Genomic DNA, 18,228 nt, shown 5'->3' on the forward strand with positions numbered 1-18,228 from the left:
AATCGGTGGAGCTGCATGACAAAGTCATCGGGCATTATCTGAACATAAAACACTATCAATAAGTTGGAGTCATTACCTTCAACACGCGCAAATAAGCTCGATGGTGTGGAGCAGGCGTTCGTGGCAATGGCGACAGAAATGAACAAGGGTGTGTTGAAGAATCTTGGCTTGCTTACGCCTGAGCTGGAAGACGCGAAGAGTGGCGATCTGATGATTGTCATTAAAGGCGCGAGTGAAGCGGCGAACGAGCAGACGCTGGTAGCGATTGAAGATCTGTTCACGCATAAAGAGCAGGGCGGCCAGCATGAAGCGCGCTACGCCACGCTCGCCAGTGCTAAAAAGCACGTACCTGACAGTAACCTGGCGGTTATCTCGGTTAACGGTCTGTTTGCCGCACGTGAGGCACGTCAGGCACTGCAAAATAACCTCAATGTGATGCTGTTCTCGGACAACGTTTCTCTTGAGGACGAACTGGCGCTTAAGCAGCTGGCACACGAAAAAGGACTGTTGATGATGGGGCCAGACTGCGGGACCGCCATTATTAACGGCGCGGCGCTGTGTTTTGGTAATGCAGTACGTCGCGGCAACATTGGTATTGTGGGGGCATCCGGTACTGGTAGCCAGGAACTGAGCGTGCGTATTCATGAGTTTGGCGGCGGTGTTTCCCAACTGATCGGCACGGGTGGACGCGATCTAAGCGAGAAAATTGGTGGTCTGATGATGCTTGACGCGATTGGCATGTTGGAAGCCGATCCGCAAACCGAAATCATTGCACTGATCTCCAAACCGCCTGCGCCTGCGGTGGCCCGTAAGGTACTGGAACGCGCACGCGCCTGCCGCAAACCGGTCGTGGTCTGTTTCCTCGGACGTGATGCCGCTCCTGCGGATGAAGCGGGGCTGCAGTTCGCACGTGGCACAAAAGAAGCTGCGCTGAAAGCGGTACTGCTGACGGGTGTGAAAAAAGAGAGTCTGGACCTGCATCCGCTGAACTGGCCGCTGATTGAAGAGGTTCGCGCCCGTCTGACGCCACAGCAAAAGTACATTCGTGGGCTGTTCTGCGGCGGCACGCTGTGCGGTGAAGCGATGTTTGCCGCAATGGAAAAACATGCCGAAGTGTACAGCAACATTCATCCGGACCCGGCATTCCGTCTACAGGATCTCAACCGCAGTATTGCACATACCTTCCTCGATTTCGGTGATGACGATTTTACCAACGGCAAACCGCACCCGATGATCGATCCGACCAACCGCATTAGTCGTCTGTTGCAGGAAGCGCGCGATCCTGAAGTGGGCGTGATCGTGATGGATTTCGTCCTCGGCTTTGGATCGCATGAAGATCCGGTTGGCGTGATGCTTGAGGCGATCGTTGAAGCCAAAGCGATCGCTGCTGCAGAGGGGCGTCCGCTTGAAATTCTTGGCTATGTGCTGGGAACCGATCAGGATACGCCGTCACTGGAAAAACAGTGCCAGATGCTGACCGATGCCGGGGTTATCTGGGCGAGCAGTAGCACCAACACCGGATTGCTGGCGCGTGAATTTATCTGTAAAGGGGAGGAAGCCTGATGAGCCAGACACTGTTTAACCAGCCGCTGAACGTGATTAACGTCGGCATCGCGATGTTCAGCGATGACCTGAAAAAGCAGAACGTACCTGTGACCCAACTCGACTGGACTCCGCCAGGGCAGGGCAACATGCAGGTGGTCGCGGCGCTGGATCAGATTGCCGATTCTCCGCTGGCAGACAAAATTACTGCCGCTAATCAGCTGGCGCTGGAACGCATTATCCAGTCACATCCGGTGCTGGTGGGGTATGACCAGGCCATTAACGTGGTGCCGGGTATGACCCGTAACACCATCCTGCACGCCGGGCCGCCAATCCGTTGGGAAAAAATGTGCGGTGCGATGAAAGGGGCGGTCACCGGGGCGCTGGTATTTGAAGGGCTGGCAAAAGATCTGGATGCAGCCGCAGAACTGGCGGCTTCTGGCGAAATTATCTTCTCCCCATGCCACGAACATGACTGTGTGGGATCGATGGCGGGCGTCACCTCTGCCTCAATGTTCATGCACATCGTTGAGAACAAAACCTACGGCAACCGCGCATATACCAATATGAGCGAGCAGATGGCGAAGATCCTGCGTATGGGGGCGAACGATCAGAGCGTTATCGATCGTCTGAACTGGATGCGCGATGTGATGGGCCCAATGCTGCGTGATGCCATGAAGCTGGCGGGTGAAATCGATCTGCGTCTGATGTTGGCGCAGGCGCTGCACATGGGGGATGAATGCCATAACCGCAACAATGCCGGGACTGCGCTACTGATTCAGGCGCTGACGCCGTGGATCATTCAGACCGGTTATCCGGTTGAGCAACAGCGGGAAGTGTTTGAGTTTGTCCTCAGCAGTGATTACTTCTCCGGCCCGACCTGGATGGCGATGTGTAAAGCGGCGATGGACGCTGCACACGGTATCGAGTACAGCACCGTAGTGACGACGATGGCGCGTAACGGTGTTGAATTCGGTCTGCGCATCAGTGGTTTACCGGGTCAATGGTTTACCGGTCCGGCGCAGCAGGTGATTGGCCCGATGTTTGCGGGCTATAAGCCGGAAGACTCCGGACGCGATATCGGCGATAGCGCGATTACCGAAACCTACGGTATTGGCGGTTTCGCGATGGCGACGGCACCGGCCATTGTGGCGCTGGTGGGCGGTACGGTTGAAGAAGCCGTCGACTTCTCTCGCCAGATGCGTGAAATCACGTTGGGCGAAAACCCGAACGTCACCATTCCGTTGCTCGGTTTTATGGGTGTACCAACGGCTATCGATATTACGCGCGTGGGCAGCACCGGCATTCTGCCGGTGATCAATACCGCGATTGCGCATAAAGATGCAGGGATCGGCATGATCGGCGCCGGAATTGTACACCCGCCGTTCGCCTGTTTTGAAAAGGCGATCCTCAACTGGCGTGACCGCTACTGCTCATAACAATAACCGGGGCTAACGCCGTTAGCCCCACGGTAGCGAAGCGAAAAACGTTGCTTACCTGCAGGGCTGGGCGATCTCCGCGATCGCAAACGATGCTTAACCTGTTAAGGATATTCCATGAACAGCATAAAACTAGAGTGGAAACGTGGTGACTGGGCGGCTTACTTCGGGCTGATGACCAACAACCTGACTAACCTGCTGACAATGATGGGGCTGCTCATTTTTGTTGTCGGCATCCCGACTGAAATAGTTTATGGCCGCATTGCGCCAGCCTTTGGTCTGGCGGTGCTGGTGGCCAGTATCTGTTACGCCTGGTTTGGTTTGCAGATGGCAAAACACACCGGCCGTAATGATGTGACGGCGCTGCCGTCCGGACCCAGCGCACCGTCAATCTTTACCGTGACGTTCCTGGTGCTGATGCCGGTTTATCAGCAAACCAAAGATGCGAACTTCGCCATCCAGATAGCACTGGTATGGTGCTTTGTGGAAGCGTTGATCCTGGTGGGCGGCTCCTTCCTGGGCGAGACCATCCGCAAGATGATCCCGCGTACGGTACTGCTCTCCTGTTTATCCGGTCTGGGTCTGCTGTTGTTGGCGATGAACCCCATGCTGCAGGCGTTTGAAGCGCCGACCGTTTCTTTCATCGTCCTGTTGCTGATTTTCATCAACTGGTTCGGTAAGAAACCGATTTTTGCCCGCATTCCGACCGGTTTGCTGCTGCTGATTGCCGGTACGGCCCTGGCATGGATCTCTGGTTTGCAAAGCCCGGAAGCGATTAAAGCCTCGATGTCGTCTTTTGGCTTTAACCCGCCAGAAATCCATGTCGACAGCTTCCTGCAAGGATTACCGCATGCGTTGCCGTATCTGGCTTCTGCAGTTCCGCTGGGCCTGGCGAACTATATTTTTGACCTCGAGAACATTGAAAGTGCGCACGCCGCGGGCGATGAGTACAACACCCGTAAAGTTATGATGGCGAACGGTTTTGCCTCCATGCTTGGCTGCATGTTGGGTAACCCGTTCCCGGTGACTGTGTATGTCGGACATGCGGGCTGGAAAGCAATGGGCGCCAGCATCGGTTATACCCTGGCATCTGGTATCACCATGTTCCTGGTACCGCTGTTTGGGCTGGGCGCGTTTATGCTCGCCATTATTCCGATGACTGCGATAGTGCCGATTCTGGTGTTTATCGGCGTAGTGACCGCCAACCAGGTGGTGCGAGAAACGCCCAAAGTCGAGGTTCCCGTCATTTTCATCTGTCTGTTCCCGTGGATCGCCAACTGGGCATTGACCATCGTCAACAGCGTGATGGGCGCTGCCGGAACCTCTGCGGGGAAACTGGGCAGTGACCTGCTGCACAGTAAAGGCGTGTACTACGACGGGCTGGTGCATCTGGGAAGCGGCGCGCCGCTGGCCAGTATGCTGTGGGGCTGTGTCGCTATCTTCGCCATCATGAACAAGCCGTTACGTGGGGCGATTGCCGCTGCCTTCGGTGCACTGTTGTCGTTGTTTGGTGTAATTCACTCCCCGGCAGTGGGTTTTGCCGAAGGCAGCTCGATGATGTTTGTTGTGGCCTACCTGATGATGAGCGGCATGTTCGTCGTCAAACATATTCTCGACAGTCGTGAAGCGGCTACTGCGCCTGAGCAGGAACCGACGAAAACAACCTGAATCGCCTGCAAGCGGAAGAAAATACGATGAAAGAACTTGTGGTCGTTGCCATTGGCGGCAACAGCATTATCAAAGATAACGCCAGCCAGTCGATTGAGCACCAGGCTGAAGCGGTAAAAGCGGTGGCGGACACGGTGCTGGAGATGTTGGCATCGGACTACAACATTGTGCTGACACACGGTAACGGACCGCAGGTGGGGCTGGATCTACGGCGGGCTGAAATCGCGCACGAACGCGAAGGTTTGCCGCTGACTCCGCTGGCAAACTGCGTCGCTGATACTCAGGGCGGTATTGGCTACCTGATCCAACAGGCGCTGAATAACCGTCTGGCGCGACGCGGTGAGCAGAAAGCGGTGACGGTAGTCACGCAGGTAGAGGTCGATAAGAACGATCCCGGGTTTGCGAATCCAACCAAGCCTATCGGCGCATTCTTTAGTGAAGCTCAGCGTGACGAGCTGCAGCGGATTAATCCAGGCTGGCGTTTTGTAGAGGATTCCGGGCGCGGTTACCGGCGGGTTGTGGCTTCCCCTGAACCCAAACGTATTGTTGAAGCAGAGGCTATCAAAACGCTGACTCAGCAAGGTTTTGTGGTGATTGGCGCAGGCGGCGGCGGGATCCCGGTGGTGCGTAGCGAGCACGGGGATTATCACAGCGTGGACGCAGTGATTGATAAAGATCTATCTACTGCGCTGCTGGCGCAGGAGATCCGCGCCGACATTCTGGTTATCACCACTGGTGTAGAGAAAGTGTGTATTCACTTCGGCAAGCCCAACCAGCAGGCGCTGGATACGGTGGATATTGCGACAATGACCCGCTACATGCAGGAAGGTCACTTCCCGCCAGGCAGCATGTTGCCCAAAATTATCGCCAGCCTGACGTTCCTGATTCGTGGCGGTAAGCGGGTGATCATCACCACGCCGGAATGCCTGCCTGCCGCACTGCGCGGTGAAACGGGTACCCATATTGTCCATTCCTGAGAGGAGATGCGAATGAAGGAAAGTAACAGCCGCCGCGAATTTTTAAGTCAGAGCGGAAAAATGGTCACTGCTGCTGCGCTGTTTGGCGCAGTGGCGCCAGTCGCGTATGCTGCTAATCCTGTCGGGACAGCCTGCGGGGCGAAGAACACCATGACGATTAACGATAAACACTACTACCTCGATAACGTTCTGCTGGAAGCGGGATTTGATTACGAAAATGCCGCGGTGGTACATACCCGTACTGCACTGCAAACCGTTGAAATTCAGGATGGGAAGATTGTTGCGCTACGCGAGAATAAGCAGCATCCGGATGCGGCGCTGCCGCATTACGATGCGGGCGGAAAGCTCATGCTACCCGCGATGCGCGATATGCACATTCATCTGGATAAAACCTTTTACGGTGGCCCGTGGCGCTCATTGAACCGTCCGGCGGGCACCACTATTCAGGATATGATCCGCCTGGAACAAAAGCTGCTGCCTGAACTCCAGCCTTATATTCAGGAGCGGGCGGAAAAGCTTATCGATCTGCTGCAATCAAAAGGCACCTCGATCGCCCGCAGCCACTGCAATATTGAGCCAGTTTCCGGGTTGAAAAATCTGGAGAACCTGCAGGCGGTGCTGGCGCGTCGTCAGCCCGGTTTCGCTTGTGAAATCGTGGCGTTTCCCCAGCATGGTCTGCTGTTATCAAAATCTGAACCGCTGATGCGTGAAGCGATGCAGGCGGGAGCGCATTACGTCGGCGGTCTGGACCCGACCAGCGTCGATGGGGCCATGGAAAAATCCCTCGACACCATGTTCCAGATTGCGCTCGATTACAATAAAGGTGTGGATATCCATTTGCATGAAACCAGCCCGGCAGGTGTGGCGGCGGTAAATTACATGGTGGAAACGGTGGAGAAAACGCCACAGCTGAAGGGCAAACTGACCATCAGCCATGCTTTCGCATTGGCAACGCTGAACGAACAGCAGGTTGATGCGTTGGCAAACCGTATGGCGGCGCAGCAGATTACCATTGCCTCGACGGTACCTATCGGCACCTTGCACATGCCGCTGAAACAGCTGCGTGATAAAGGCGTGGAGGTGATTACCGGCACCGACAGCGTGATTGACCACTGGTCGCCGTATGGGCTGGGGGATATGCTGGAGAAAGCCAATCTGTATGCTCAGCTGTATATTCGCCCGAACGAACTCAACCTGTCGCGGGCGCTGTTCATCGCCACCGGCGATGTGCTGCCGCTGAACGATAAAGGCGAACGTGTGTGGCCGAAAGCACAGGATGATGCAAGTTTTGTGCTGGTCGATGCGTCCTGCTCTGCGGAAGCGGTCGCGAGGATTTCCCCTCGCACCGCGACCTTCCACAAAGGGCAATTAGTGTGGGGAAGCGTCGCCAGCTAGTCCTGCTACACGCGCAGCGGCACAGGTTGCTGCGCGTTTCCCTCTGTTGGCTGTTAACCGACGATCCCCAGATAGCCGTGAATCCCCATGTAGAGTCCGACCATGCCGATGAGTGCGCTGGAAAAATAGGGCGCTTTACGCGCCAGTGTGTTAAATCCGCTCCAGCGCTTCGCCGCCTGTTGTACGCTGATAGCCGCGCCAACCCCTACCGTTACCAGCGTTATCGCCAGTCCGAGGCTAAAGCACAGCACCATCGTTGCCCCCAGCGTAAAGGCTTTGAGCTGGATACAAATCAGTAAGACGGTAATAGCCGCAGGGCACGGGATCAGGCCACCGGTCAGACCAAACAGTAAAATTTGCCCGTTGGTTACCTCTTTACCCTGAAAACGGCGCTGGATATCGTTGGCATGTGCGCGTTCGTGCGCGTCCTGATACTCTTTCGAACCCTCGCTCAGCCCTGCCAACGCGGCATGGTTATGATCGTGGTCGTGGTGGTGGTCATGTTCGTGATGGTGATCGTGGTTATGATCGTGATCATGATGATGGTCGTGATGTGTCTGAGTCAGCCAGTTCTGCTCGCCTTGCCAGGTTCGCCAGAACATCCAGAATGCGGTCCCGAGAATAATTATCGCTGAGACAAATTGCAGCCAGGGCTCAACGGCCTGGGCAGTAAACGCTTTGCTGATATACATTCCGCCAAGTGCAATCAACCATACTATGGCCGTATGCGACAGGGTAGCCGCCAGCCCCAGCATCACCGCCTGCTTGATAGTCCCCTTTATGGCAATAATAAACGCCGCCATCATTGTCTTTGAATGACCCGGTTCCAGGCCGTGTAACACCCCCAATAAAATTGCACTGGGAATGAAGAACCAGGCGTTGCCTTGCTGAAGAAGCGTAGAAAATTCACCCATGAGAATGATTCTTAGTTGTCTAATTTTGCCTGATTCTACTCCCCCCCAGTATCAAATACTACCCCCCAGTAGAATGTCGATGGTATTGTCGCTACGGATTTACGTTAATTAAGGTAATGCTATGTCACATACGATCCGCGACAAACAGAAGCTCAAAGCCCGTGCCAGTAAGATTCAGGGCCAGGTAGTGGCGCTGAAAACCATGCTTGATGAACCGCATGAATGCGCGGCTGTGTTGCAGCAGATTGCGGCGATCCGCGGCGCGGTAAACGGATTAATGCGTGAGGTGATTAAAGGTCATCTGACCGAGCATATTGTGCATCAGGGCGATGAAATAAAACGTGAAGAGGATTTGGACGTGGTCCTGAAGGTATTGGATTCTTACATCAAATAAGGCGGAGTGCGGCTCATCCACGTTCAATACCGTCCAGCTAAGCATGTCGGGTGAACATGTGATTCTTGTTCAGGGTTCCGTTCACCTCAGCAGTGTCATTTATCTGAAGCACCGATACCCGTGAACGTGTAAAGGGCGTTTTCCGCCACGCCCTTTACAATCCCGGCTCCCGGCGGGAAAATTGTTGCTGCGCAATACCCTCCGCTTATTCCTCCAGGCTATCGGGCCGGGCGCGAGGTAGCGTCCCTGCAAAGCGCGCCCTGAGCCAGCATCCATGCTGGCTCTCCCGGCCTTACGGAAACACGTCGGCAATTTTCAGCCGGACCAGCCACGCCTGACCATCTGTATTTTTATTTGAATATATCTGAACAGCAAAACAGATTTAACTGAAAATCAGAGAGTTGAAGCGATGGCCCATATCCGGCTGAAAATCGATAAGGCGTTGACGGCTGACCGGGGCTGCCCGCAGGGATGCGGGCAGAGGGGACGGCCTGCAGGGACGCAGGCTCGGCCCCGACCCGACAGGCAGACGGCATAAGACGAATGAATCGCGCAGCGACGATTTTCCGTGCCGGGAGCCAGGGATGCAAGGGAGGCGGCGGTGAGCCTCCCTTGCACGTTCACATGAATCGGTGCTTCAGAGACGCGATGAACATGAGTGAACGGAACCTTTTCTCTGAGATAGCATGTTCATTACTTCCGCCAACACAGGTTGATACTTTCTGAAACTGGGTCGTTAGCTGAACGACATTGCCCCCCGTTCAGGAGAATGAGCCGTTGATAACGTCATTTAGCCAAAAAACATCACCGATACGCACAACAGACCGACAATCAGGGTGATCAGATTACCCACTGAACGGTACGGCTTCAGCGCCGGGATCAGATAGGTCGATAATGTCGGCATGATAAACAAAATCATGGCGATGAGCGGACCACTGATCGCGTAAATCATTGAAATGGCATTAGGGTTAATGCAGCAGATGATAAACGTAATAGCCGAAACCAACATAATGGACAGAGCGCGGTTAAAGGCCCGGCTTTTCTTCACGCCTACCTGATGCAGCGACGTTTTTACGACTTCTGTCGCCCCTTCAATCACGCCAAAGTAGGTGCCGAGGAACGATTTTGACATCGCCACCACGGCAACGATAATCCCGGAAATCGACAACCACGCCGGAGCGTTGGGCATCATCGACAGCGCCGACAGGATGGTTACACCTTCATGTTTGGCATCTTCAATGTAGTTTGCCGGAATAGAAAGCAGACAGCTAAAGACGAAAAACAGCACGCTCAGGCAGATGATGACGTAGGCGACCTTCATGATTTTTTTGCATTTACCCATGGCCTGCTCGCCGTATTTCTCGCGTCTGTCGATGGCAAACGTGGAGATAATGGGCGTATGGCTAAAAGCGAAAACCATCACGGGGATAGAGATCCATACCTGATGCAGCGTGTGCTGATCGAAAGACATCTGGCCGGTGAGTAGCGTCGGCTGCCAGCTTCCGGTCAGGTACAGCGAGAGAAACAAAAAGTATGCGATCAGTGGGAATACCAGAAAGCCCATCACCCGGATGGTAGCCTGGCGACCCATCAGGAAAATTAAATTCAGCACCAGCACCACGCCGAGACTGACCAGCATACGTACGCGAAGATCGATCGTGATATGTTTTGCCAACTGTTCGGTGAGTGAGTTGGTGATCGCGACAGCGTAGATCAGTACCACCACAAAGAAGGCGATAAAATAAAGCGTCGTGATCAGGCTGCCTATCTTCTTGCCATAGTAGTGGGTGACTGCACCGGTGATCCCTTCACCAGCCGACGTTTTTGATGACAGGATAAACTGGCATAGCGCCTTGTGCGGCCAGTAGGTTAAAGGCCAAGCGACGAGTGCGGTGATAAAAAGTACCACCGCGCCTGCAGAACCCAGCTGTATGGGGAGGAAGAGGGTTCCTGCGCCGACGGCAGTCCCATATAGTGCGAAGCTCCAGAGAGTCTCTTCTTTTGACCAAAATTTCGACATTATTTGAACGTATCAACTATAAAATAAACAAAAAGAAGCGCAATTTACCACAAATGAGAGGGGCTGGGGGAGGTGTGAACAAGTGGGCTGGTGAATGGATGAATAGCCGGAATTGAGAAAATTCCGACTATTCTTTGAATTATCAGGCAGTAACGCGCTGCTGACGACGCTTCATTACGCGCTCGCGCAATGTGTCATAAGCCCAGTTATAGAACATGGTGTATGGCAGGAAGAACAGGAAGAAACCTATTTCCAGCGTGAATGCCTGAAGCAGGCTAACGTTTAGCACATACGCCACGATGCTCACCCCGATGACGATAAAACCACTCTCGAAACCTAAGGCGTGAAATGCCCGCACTTTCGCCGTCCGTTTTACCAGGTGTGATGGCCACAGCCGGTCAAACAGGGCGTTATAAATGATATTCCAGATCATTGCTGTCGTTGCCAGCAGAATGGTCAACCCGCCCATTTCCAGTACCGAGCGCTGCATCAACCATGCGGTGGTTGGTGCGAGAATCGCGGTCGCAATGCCCTCAAAACAGACAGCATGAAAAATGCGCTCCACTAACGAGCGACGTTGGACAGTATCGTGTTGCATAACCTACAAACCTTCTTTGATGCCCGGATAACGGAATGGTGGCAATTTTATCGTTTTATGTGATATCTAAAAGATAGTATCCATCGATAAAGTAGATAGTTCATGCGTTACTCTCCTGAAGCATTAACGGCATTTGTTGAGACGGTGTCCTGCGGTTCATTTTCTGCGGCGGCCCGGCGGCTACGTAAAAGCCAGTCCACCATCAGCACGGCGATTGCACATCTGGAGGCCGATCTTGGCTTTGCGCTGTTTGACCGTTCGTCACGTCAGCCAACGCTTACCGAGCAAGGCAAGCGGGTGCTTGGTTACGTACAGGCGATTTTGTCAGCCAGCGAGCGCCTGGATGAAGCGGCGATTTCGCTGTCGGGTAATACGGAAGCGCGTCTGACTTTTGTTCTTTCTGACACGCTGCATCCGGATGTACTGGAAGAATTGATGGTGCAGTTTGACCGCAAGTTCCCCCACACTGAATTTGAATGTCTGATTGGTGAAGATGAAGATGTGATTGATTTGCTGCAAAAAGGACGTGCGCAGGTTGGGCTGATCGAAGCGCGAGAAAATTATCCGACAGATATGGGCGTCACGCGTTTGCCGATGCAAACCTGGATGGGACTGTACGTTGCGGCCACGCATCCGCTGGCGACGCAAAAAAGTCTGCAATGGGAGCAGCTCCACACCTGGCGCGAACTGCGTCTGAATACTTATCTGGAAAGTGGGACCAACGTCGCACGTGGCCCTGTCTGGTCTGCTCCCAACTATCTGTTGTTGCTGAGTATGGCGGTACAGGGATTTGGCTGGTGCGCACTACCTTGTGCGCTGGTGGAAGAGTTTGCGGCAGAAAAACCACTGGTTCAGCTGAAGATACCGGGTTGGCCAAAAGCTATCTCAATCGATCTGTTATGGAATAAGAAATCTCCTCCCGGGGTGGCGGGAAGCTGGTTGCGTGACCATTTACAGCAAAGTGGCGTCGCGATGGCGAATAAATGATACCTATTTCCTTTGTGATAAAAATCACCGTTTTTAAACAACCTTGATAACTATCTTTAACAATCATCTACTATTGCGATGTTATTTTGCGCTGAGGTGGTGATGAAAGAGGTTGTGATAGTCGGGGCGTTACGGACACCGATTGGCTGCTTCCAGGGGACGCTGGCGCGCCACTCTGCTGTTGAACTCGGCAGCATGGTGGTCAGGGCGTTACTGGAACGCACTGGCGTGGATGTTCACGCTGTTGATGAAGTGATCCTGGGTCAGGTCCTCACTGCGGGGGCCGGACAGAACCCGGCCCGTCAGTCTGCTATCAATGGTGGATTACCCAACACCGTTTCCGCTATTACCATCAATGATGTGTGTGGTTCAGGTTTGAAAGCGCTGCACCTGGCGACTCAGGCTATCCAGTGTGGTGAAGCTGATATCGTGATAGCAGGCGGGCAAGAGAATATGAGCCGCGCCCCGCATGTCCTCACCGACAGCCGCACCGGGGCACAACTGGGTAATAGTCAACTGGTTGACAGCCTGGTGCACGACGGTCTGTGGGATGCTTTCAACGACTACCATATGGGCGTTACCGCGGAAAACCTGGCGCGGGAATACGGTATCAGCCGCGAATTACAGGACGCCTACGCGCTGCACTCGCAGCACAAAGCGCGGATGGCAATCGACGCTGGACGCTTTAAAGATGAAATCGTGCCCGTGGTGACCCAGCGAAACGGGCAATCCTTTGTGGTGGATACCGATGAGCAACCGCGCACCGATGCCAGCGCCGAAGGGCTGGCGCGTCTGGACCCTACTTTTGACAGGCTTGGGTCGGTAACGGCGGGTAATGCGTCATCGATAAACGATGGTGCTGCCGCCGTGATGATGATGAGCGAGTCCAAAGCGCAGGCGTTGAATTTACCGGTACTGGCCCGTATTCGCGCGTTTGCCAGCGTCGGCGTTGACCCCGCACTCATGGGGATTGCGCCAGTGTACGCGACGCGTCGCTGCCTTGAGCGCGTCGGCTGGCAACTGGCGGATGTCGATTTGATTGAAGCCAATGAAGCATTCGCCGCGCAGGCATTATCCGTTGGGAAAATGCTGGAATGGGACGAGCGGCGGGTGAATGTGAACGGTGGGGCCATTGCGCTCGGCCACCCAATTGGTGCCTCTGGTTGCCGTATTCTGGTGTCGTTGGTCCACGAGATGGTTAAACGCCGGGCGCATAAAGGGCTGGCAACGTTATGTATTGGTGGTGGCCAGGGCGTCGCACTGGCCATCGAACGTGATTAAGTCTTTAAAATCCCCCGTCAGATACACCACCACCGCGCAGTCCCGCTTCATGTAAAAAAGCCCTCCACAAGGAGGGCAAGGCCAGTTACAGAAACATCCACTCTAAAACAACGCTAACTTATCAAAACATCGTTTCATTTCGTGTGATTCACAACGCACTTTGTAAGAAAAGGTGTGTGAATTCCTCTTCAGCAGGGCTGTTTTTTCACCGCGCTACTTTTACCTCTTATTAGCTATGCTCTACTGATTTTTCATAATTATCTGTTTTATATGTAGTTTATTTATTGTCTTTGGTGCGGGTTTGGTCGTTTATCCAGGCTAGCGTGATCGCAATTACACTTTTGATAATAAGATGCGGAAAAAGTGAAACATCGTTTTAGTTATAATTGAAAACCCGTTCGGGGAGGGATATCATGAACGCATTAGGTAAAACGGAACGGCGTTTTGCTATCGCTCAAGAATTCACGGTCAATTTATCACTGGAGGTAAATGTGGACGTAAGACAAAGCATCCATAGTGCGCATGCTAAAACCCTGGATACCCAGGCGCTGCGTAATGAGTTTTTGGTAGAAGAAGTGTTTGTTGCTGACGAATACACCATGGTCTACAGCCACATTGACCGCATTATTGTTGGCGGCATTATGCCAGTGGGCAAAACCGTATCCGTGGGTGGCGAAGTGGGTAAGCAATTGGGCGTAACCTACTTCCTGGAGCGTCGTGAGTTAGGCGTGATCAACATCGGTGGACCGGGCACGATTACCGTTGACGGCCAGTGCTATGAAATTGGTCATCGCGATGCGCTGTATGTCGGTAAAGGGGCAAAAGAAGTTGTTTTTGCCAGCATTGACCCTGCAAAACCCGCCAAGTTCTATTATAACTGCGCGCCGGCACACATGACTTATCCAACCAAAAAAGTGACCCCAGCCGACGTTGCACCAGTGACGTTGGGTGATGATCTCACGAGTAACCGCCGTACCATCAACAAGTATTTTGTGCCGGACGTACTGGAAACCTGCCAGCTGAGCATGGGCCTGACCGAACTGGCGCCTGGCAACCTGTGGAACACCATGCCGTGCCATACCCATGAACGCCGTATGGAAGTCTATTTCTACTTCAATATGGAAGAAGACACCTGTGTCTTCCACATGATGGGGCAGCCTCAGGAAACGCGTCATATCGTGATGCACAATGAGCAGGCGGTCATTTCCCCTAGCTGGTCTATCCATTCTGGCGTGGGTACGAAAGCCTATACCTTCATCTGGGGTATGGTTGGCGAAAATCAGGTCTTTGATGATATGGACCACGTTGCAGTCAAAGATCTGCGCTAGTAGCGGGCGACAGCCGTGCCTGCTGCGGCGGGCATTATAAAAAATTAAGGATTTACAATGATTTTGAATGCATTCTCTCTTGAAGGTAAAGTCGCCGTTGTGACGGGTTGTGACACAGGTTTGGGGCAGGGTATGGCGCTGGGTCTGGCTGAAGCGGGCTGCGATATCGTCGGTATCAACATTGTTGAGCCGACTGAAACCATCGAACGCGTGACCGCACTGGGCCGTCGTTTTTTAAGCCTGACCGCCGATCTGCGTCAAATCGACGGTATTCCGGCGCTGCTGGAGCGCGCAGTGGCAGAATTCGGCCATATCGATATTCTGGTCAACAACGCGGGTCTTATCCGTCGTGACGATGCGATCGATTTCAGCGAAAAAGACTGGGACGACGTGATGAACCTGAACATTAAGAGCGTGTTCTTCATGTCTCAGGCGGCGGCGAAGCACTTCATTGCCCAGGGTAACGGCGGTAAAATTATTAATATCGCCTCTATGCTCTCCTTCCAGGGCGGCATTCGCGTTCCGTCTTACACCGCATCGAAAAGCGGCGTAATGGGCGTGACGCGTCTGATGGCCAACGAGTGGGCAAAACATAACATCAACGTGAATGCGATCGCACCGGGTTACATGGCGACCAATAACACGCAGCAGCTGCGTGCTGATGAGCAGCGTAGCGCCGAAATTCTCGATCGTATCCCGGCGGGTCGTTGGGGTCTGCCAAGCGATCTGATGGGGCCTGTTGTGTTCCTAGCCTCCAGCGCGTCTGACTACATTAACGGTTATACCGTTGCGGTCGACGGTGGCTGGCTGGCGCGTTAATTTATCGTCCAGCATCAACAAACCCTGCCAATGGCAGGGTTTTTTTTGGTTTTAAGTTATTTTAATCCATATTCTGTTTATAAATTAATCCATACATAATTATATATGTATGGATTGGTAATAATTAATACTCTTTAATATCAGTGTATTAAATTTAATTGAGTAATTAGCGGTAAATTTTAAAATTGGAATATCCATCACATAACGATGTGGTGCAGCAATTTCATCCATGTTTTTGCCGTTTCCCGCCTGACGCTTCCTGCAAGGGATCCCTTACTTTCATCGACATGGCTTACTCTGTATCTGGCAGGAAAAAATGGTCTCAATTAATCATGAAGCTGCTTTAACACCGCGTACGCAGCGCGATACGCGACGTATGAATTTGTTTGTCTCTATTTCTGCGGCTGTCGCAGGGTTGTTATTTGGTCTCGATATCGGCGTAATTGCCGGCGCGTTGCCTTTTATCACCGATCACTTTGTATTGACCAGCCGTCTGCAGGAGTGGGTGGTGAGCAGTATGATGCTGGGTGCGGCAATTGGTGCGCTGTTTAACGGCTGGTTGTCATTCCGACTGGGGCGCAAATACAGCCTGATGGCCGGGGCGATCCTGTTTGTCGTTGGTTCCCTGGGGTCGGCATTGGCTTCCAGCGTGGAAATGCTCATTGTTGCCCGCGTGGTACTGGGCGTTGCCGTAGGTATCGCCTCCTACACTGCGCCACTCTACTTGTCTGAAATGGCCAGTGAGAATGTGCGTGGCAAGATGATCAGTATGTATCAACTGATGGTTACGTTGGGCATTGTGCTGGCCTTTTTATCCGATACCGCGTTTAGCTACAGCGGTAACTGGCGCGCTATGCTGGGCGTATTGGCGCTCCCGGCAGTATTGCTGATTGTTCTGGTCGTTTTCCTGCCTAACAGCCCGCGCTGGCTGGCAGAGAAAGGTCGCCATATTGAAGCAGAAGAAGTATTACGCATGTTGCGTGATACGTCAGAAAAGGCCCGTGATGAGCTGAACGAAATTCGTGAAAGTCTGAAGCTGAAGCAGGGCGGTTGGGCACTGTTTAAAATTAACCGAAACGTACGGCGCGCGGTTTTCCTCGGGATGTTGTTGCAGGCAATGCAGCAGTTTACCGGGATGAACATCATTATGTACTACGCGCCGCGCATTTTTAAAATGGCCGGTTTTACCACCACTGAACAGCAGATGATTGCGACGTTGGTTGTAGGCTTAACCTTTATGTTCGCGACTTTTATTGCTGTTTTTACAGTAGATAAAGCCGGGCGCAAACCGGCGCTGAAAATTGGTTTCAGCGTGATGGCCATTGGGACCCTGGTCCTCGGCTATTGCCTGATGCAGTTTGATAACGGCACCGCATCCAGTGGGCTTTCCTGGCTGTCAGTCGGCATGACCATGATGTGTATCGCCGGTTATGCAATGAGCGCCGCACCGGTGGTGTGGATCCTGTGTTCTGAGATTCAGCCGCTGAAATGTCGCGATTTTGGCATCACCTGTTCCACTACCACGAATTGGGTGTCGAACATGATTATCGGCGCAACCTTCCTGACGTTGCTCGACAGTATTGGCGCCGCGGGTACGTTCTGGCTTTATACCGCACTGAACGTCGTATTTATTGGTATTACCTTCTGGCTTATTCCTGAAACCAAAAATGTTACGCTTGAGCATATCGAACGTAAGCTGATGGCTGGCGAGAAGTTAAGAGATATTGGGGTGTAAGTGAGCAGGAAGCCCGATAGATCAATTGATTATCGGGCTCCCATTGCTACCTATTTCAATGTGGAGCGGCCTGCCTGGCGAGGAGATCCTTAGCAGACAGCCCGGTTATCTTTAGTATAATTTCATGACTAATACCATTCGCTAACATCATCTGGGCAATGCGTAATGCCTCTTGTTGTTTGGCTTCCTGTTGCAATACTTCCGCGATAGTCATCAGACGTTCCTTTTGCTGTGGTACCCGATGGGCAACCTCACGGATAAATTTATCAACGTGAGGCGTATTTCCAAACTGCATCATGTAATTAAATAGCGTTTTGAGCTGGCTGTCATTAGCGTATCCCGTAGCCAGCAACGAGACTAGTTGTTCCACTAATCCCATTAAATCACGCTTGCGGATATGTTTTTGCATCAATTCCAGCAGTGCTATACGGCGATGTTGCATAATTTCGTCATCGGGTATTACTGTGATATCCACCAGCGGAAATGTTGCTGAGTAAAGCTGTCGTGCCAATGCGGGATCGTCAAACTCATCCAGCCAGCAGAGTGAAAAGGGGTAGGGGCTGAGAGCGCCATGATAAAACAGCATCGGTATCACCAAAGGTAATGTTTTATGGCCAGCATCCAAATGGCGTTGCATTGCAGCCATGGCATAGCGCATCAGCCGAAATGCCATGTGAGCGTCTGGCGAACTCTGATGCTCGATAACAACATAGATATACCCATCGCCTTCGTTTGTTTTTAATGACCACAGCACGTCGGAGTAGCTGGCTCGCAGGCTATCCTCAATAAAACTGCCTGATTCCAGTTTTAGCGTTTGCAGATCACATAGCTCCCGCAAGGTTGATGGAAGATAGATATCCAGAAAATCTCTTGCGGTATCGGGATGGTACAAGAACTGTTTGAAGACTGCGTCATGTGGAGTGGCTGTTGTCATTTTTGTCATGGCGATCCGTCACCGTTAATTAAGATAACGTGACTGTAATCGCCCACATGGCGAGGCGCATTGGGTGATTAACGCTTATGCGAACTGGTATCGAAGGAAAATGCCCCACCTTGTAACGCATTCATTTTTAGGGAACTGAGTACGCATTTTAGCGTGTTCTCAAACCGTTCAGTAGCACGGCTTGAGAA

15 protein-coding genes and 1 pseudogene are annotated in these 18,228 nt (G+C 52.8%); 12 read left to right on the top strand and 4 right to left on the bottom strand.

The genetic code is table 11. The features are described 5' to 3' along the window. The 6 genes and pseudogenes from RYZ59_RS24705 to RYZ59_RS06115 form a co-directional block, all read left to right on the top strand. The coding region (locus RYZ59_RS24705) for an IS1 family transposase (protein WP_071528444.1) at positions 1-62 on the top strand (62 nt) is incomplete at its 5' end. Between the two features lie 16 nt (positions 63-78). Next, a pseudogene (gene fdrA / locus RYZ59_RS06095) lies at positions 79-1,563 on the top strand (acyl-CoA synthetase FdrA); the annotation flags it as partial. Beyond that, positions 1,563-2,981 (top strand): DUF1116 domain-containing protein, encoded by a 1,419-nt coding sequence (locus RYZ59_RS06100; RefSeq protein ID WP_202037840.1) that lies wholly within the window; start codon positions 1,563-1,565, stop codon positions 2,979-2,981. The pseudogene fdrA and the gene RYZ59_RS06100, both read left to right, overlap by 1 nt. A gap of 117 nt (positions 2,982-3,098) precedes the next feature. Further along, positions 3,099-4,649 carry a xanthine permease gene (locus RYZ59_RS06105; RefSeq protein WP_137382677.1) on the top strand — a complete coding sequence of 517 codons (1,551 nt, stop codon included), beginning with the start codon at positions 3,099-3,101 and terminating at the stop codon, positions 4,647-4,649. 26 nt (positions 4,650-4,675) lie between these two features. Further along, positions 4,676-5,626: a carbamate kinase family protein gene (locus RYZ59_RS06110; RefSeq protein WP_137382678.1), complete on the top strand. Its 951-nt coding sequence runs from the start codon at positions 4,676-4,678 to the stop codon at positions 5,624-5,626. A 12-nt stretch (positions 5,627-5,638) separates the two neighbouring features. Next, positions 5,639-7,021, top strand: coding sequence for an amidohydrolase family protein (locus tag RYZ59_RS06115; protein WP_318045671.1), 1,383 nt, complete (start codon positions 5,639-5,641; stop codon positions 7,019-7,021). A gap of 53 nt (positions 7,022-7,074) precedes the next feature. Here RYZ59_RS06115 and RYZ59_RS06120 read toward each other — a convergent pair whose 3' ends face one another. Continuing rightward, entirely contained in the window at positions 7,075-7,935 is an 861-nt protein-coding gene (locus RYZ59_RS06120) for a nickel/cobalt efflux protein RcnA (RefSeq protein WP_318045673.1), read from the bottom strand. Between the two features lie 121 nt (positions 7,936-8,056). Between RYZ59_RS06120 and rcnR the strand changes: the two genes are divergently transcribed. Further along, positions 8,057-8,329, top strand: coding sequence for a Ni(II)/Co(II)-binding transcriptional repressor RcnR (rcnR, locus tag RYZ59_RS06125; protein WP_005123385.1), 273 nt, complete (start codon positions 8,057-8,059; stop codon positions 8,327-8,329). Between the two features lie 790 nt (positions 8,330-9,119). On the opposite strand, the gene RYZ59_RS06130 is transcribed toward rcnR, so the two are convergent. After that, positions 9,120-10,349 (bottom strand): amino acid permease, encoded by a 1,230-nt coding sequence (locus RYZ59_RS06130; protein WP_137382681.1) that lies wholly within the window; start codon positions 10,347-10,349, stop codon positions 9,120-9,122. Positions 10,350-10,491: 142 nt separating this feature from the next. Further along, positions 10,492-10,947, bottom strand: coding sequence for a multidrug/biocide efflux PACE transporter (locus tag RYZ59_RS06135; protein WP_079938616.1), 456 nt, complete (start codon positions 10,945-10,947; stop codon positions 10,492-10,494). Between the two features lie 102 nt (positions 10,948-11,049). Here RYZ59_RS06135 and RYZ59_RS06140 point away from each other — a divergent pair, with 102 nt between their 5' ends. The 5 genes from RYZ59_RS06140 (at position 11,050) to araE (ending at position 17,097) form a co-directional block, all read left to right on the top strand. Further along, positions 11,050-11,934, top strand: a complete 885-nt coding sequence (locus RYZ59_RS06140; protein ID WP_318045678.1) for a LysR family transcriptional regulator — start codon at positions 11,050-11,052, stop codon at positions 11,932-11,934. A gap of 102 nt (positions 11,935-12,036) precedes the next feature. Next, positions 12,037-13,215, top strand: a complete 1,179-nt coding sequence (locus RYZ59_RS06145; RefSeq protein ID WP_137382683.1) for an acetyl-CoA C-acetyltransferase — start codon at positions 12,037-12,039, stop codon at positions 13,213-13,215. Positions 13,216-13,706: 491 nt separating this feature from the next. After that, complete coding sequence (kduI, locus tag RYZ59_RS06150; protein WP_005123391.1) at positions 13,707-14,543, top strand: 5-dehydro-4-deoxy-D-glucuronate isomerase; 837 nt, start codon at positions 13,707-13,709, stop codon at positions 14,541-14,543. 57 nt (positions 14,544-14,600) lie between these two features. Then, positions 14,601-15,362, top strand: coding sequence for a 2-dehydro-3-deoxy-D-gluconate 5-dehydrogenase KduD (kduD, locus tag RYZ59_RS06155; RefSeq protein WP_003033923.1), 762 nt, complete (start codon positions 14,601-14,603; stop codon positions 15,360-15,362). A gap of 316 nt (positions 15,363-15,678) precedes the next feature. Further along, complete coding sequence (gene araE / locus RYZ59_RS06160; RefSeq protein WP_202037846.1) at positions 15,679-17,097, top strand: arabinose-proton symporter AraE; 1,419 nt, start codon at positions 15,679-15,681, stop codon at positions 17,095-17,097. A 55-nt stretch (positions 17,098-17,152) separates the two neighbouring features. On the opposite strand, the gene RYZ59_RS06165 is transcribed toward araE, so the two are convergent. Next, positions 17,153-18,040: an Rpn family recombination-promoting nuclease/putative transposase gene (locus RYZ59_RS06165; RefSeq protein ID WP_048213121.1), complete on the bottom strand. Its 888-nt coding sequence runs from the start codon at positions 18,038-18,040 to the stop codon at positions 17,153-17,155. Between the last annotated feature and the right edge of the window lie 188 nt (positions 18,041-18,228).

It is taken from the genome of Citrobacter sp. HN-141 (assembly GCF_033341895.1).
In the GTDB taxonomy this organism is placed as follows: Bacteria; Pseudomonadota; Gammaproteobacteria; order Enterobacterales; family Enterobacteriaceae; genus Citrobacter.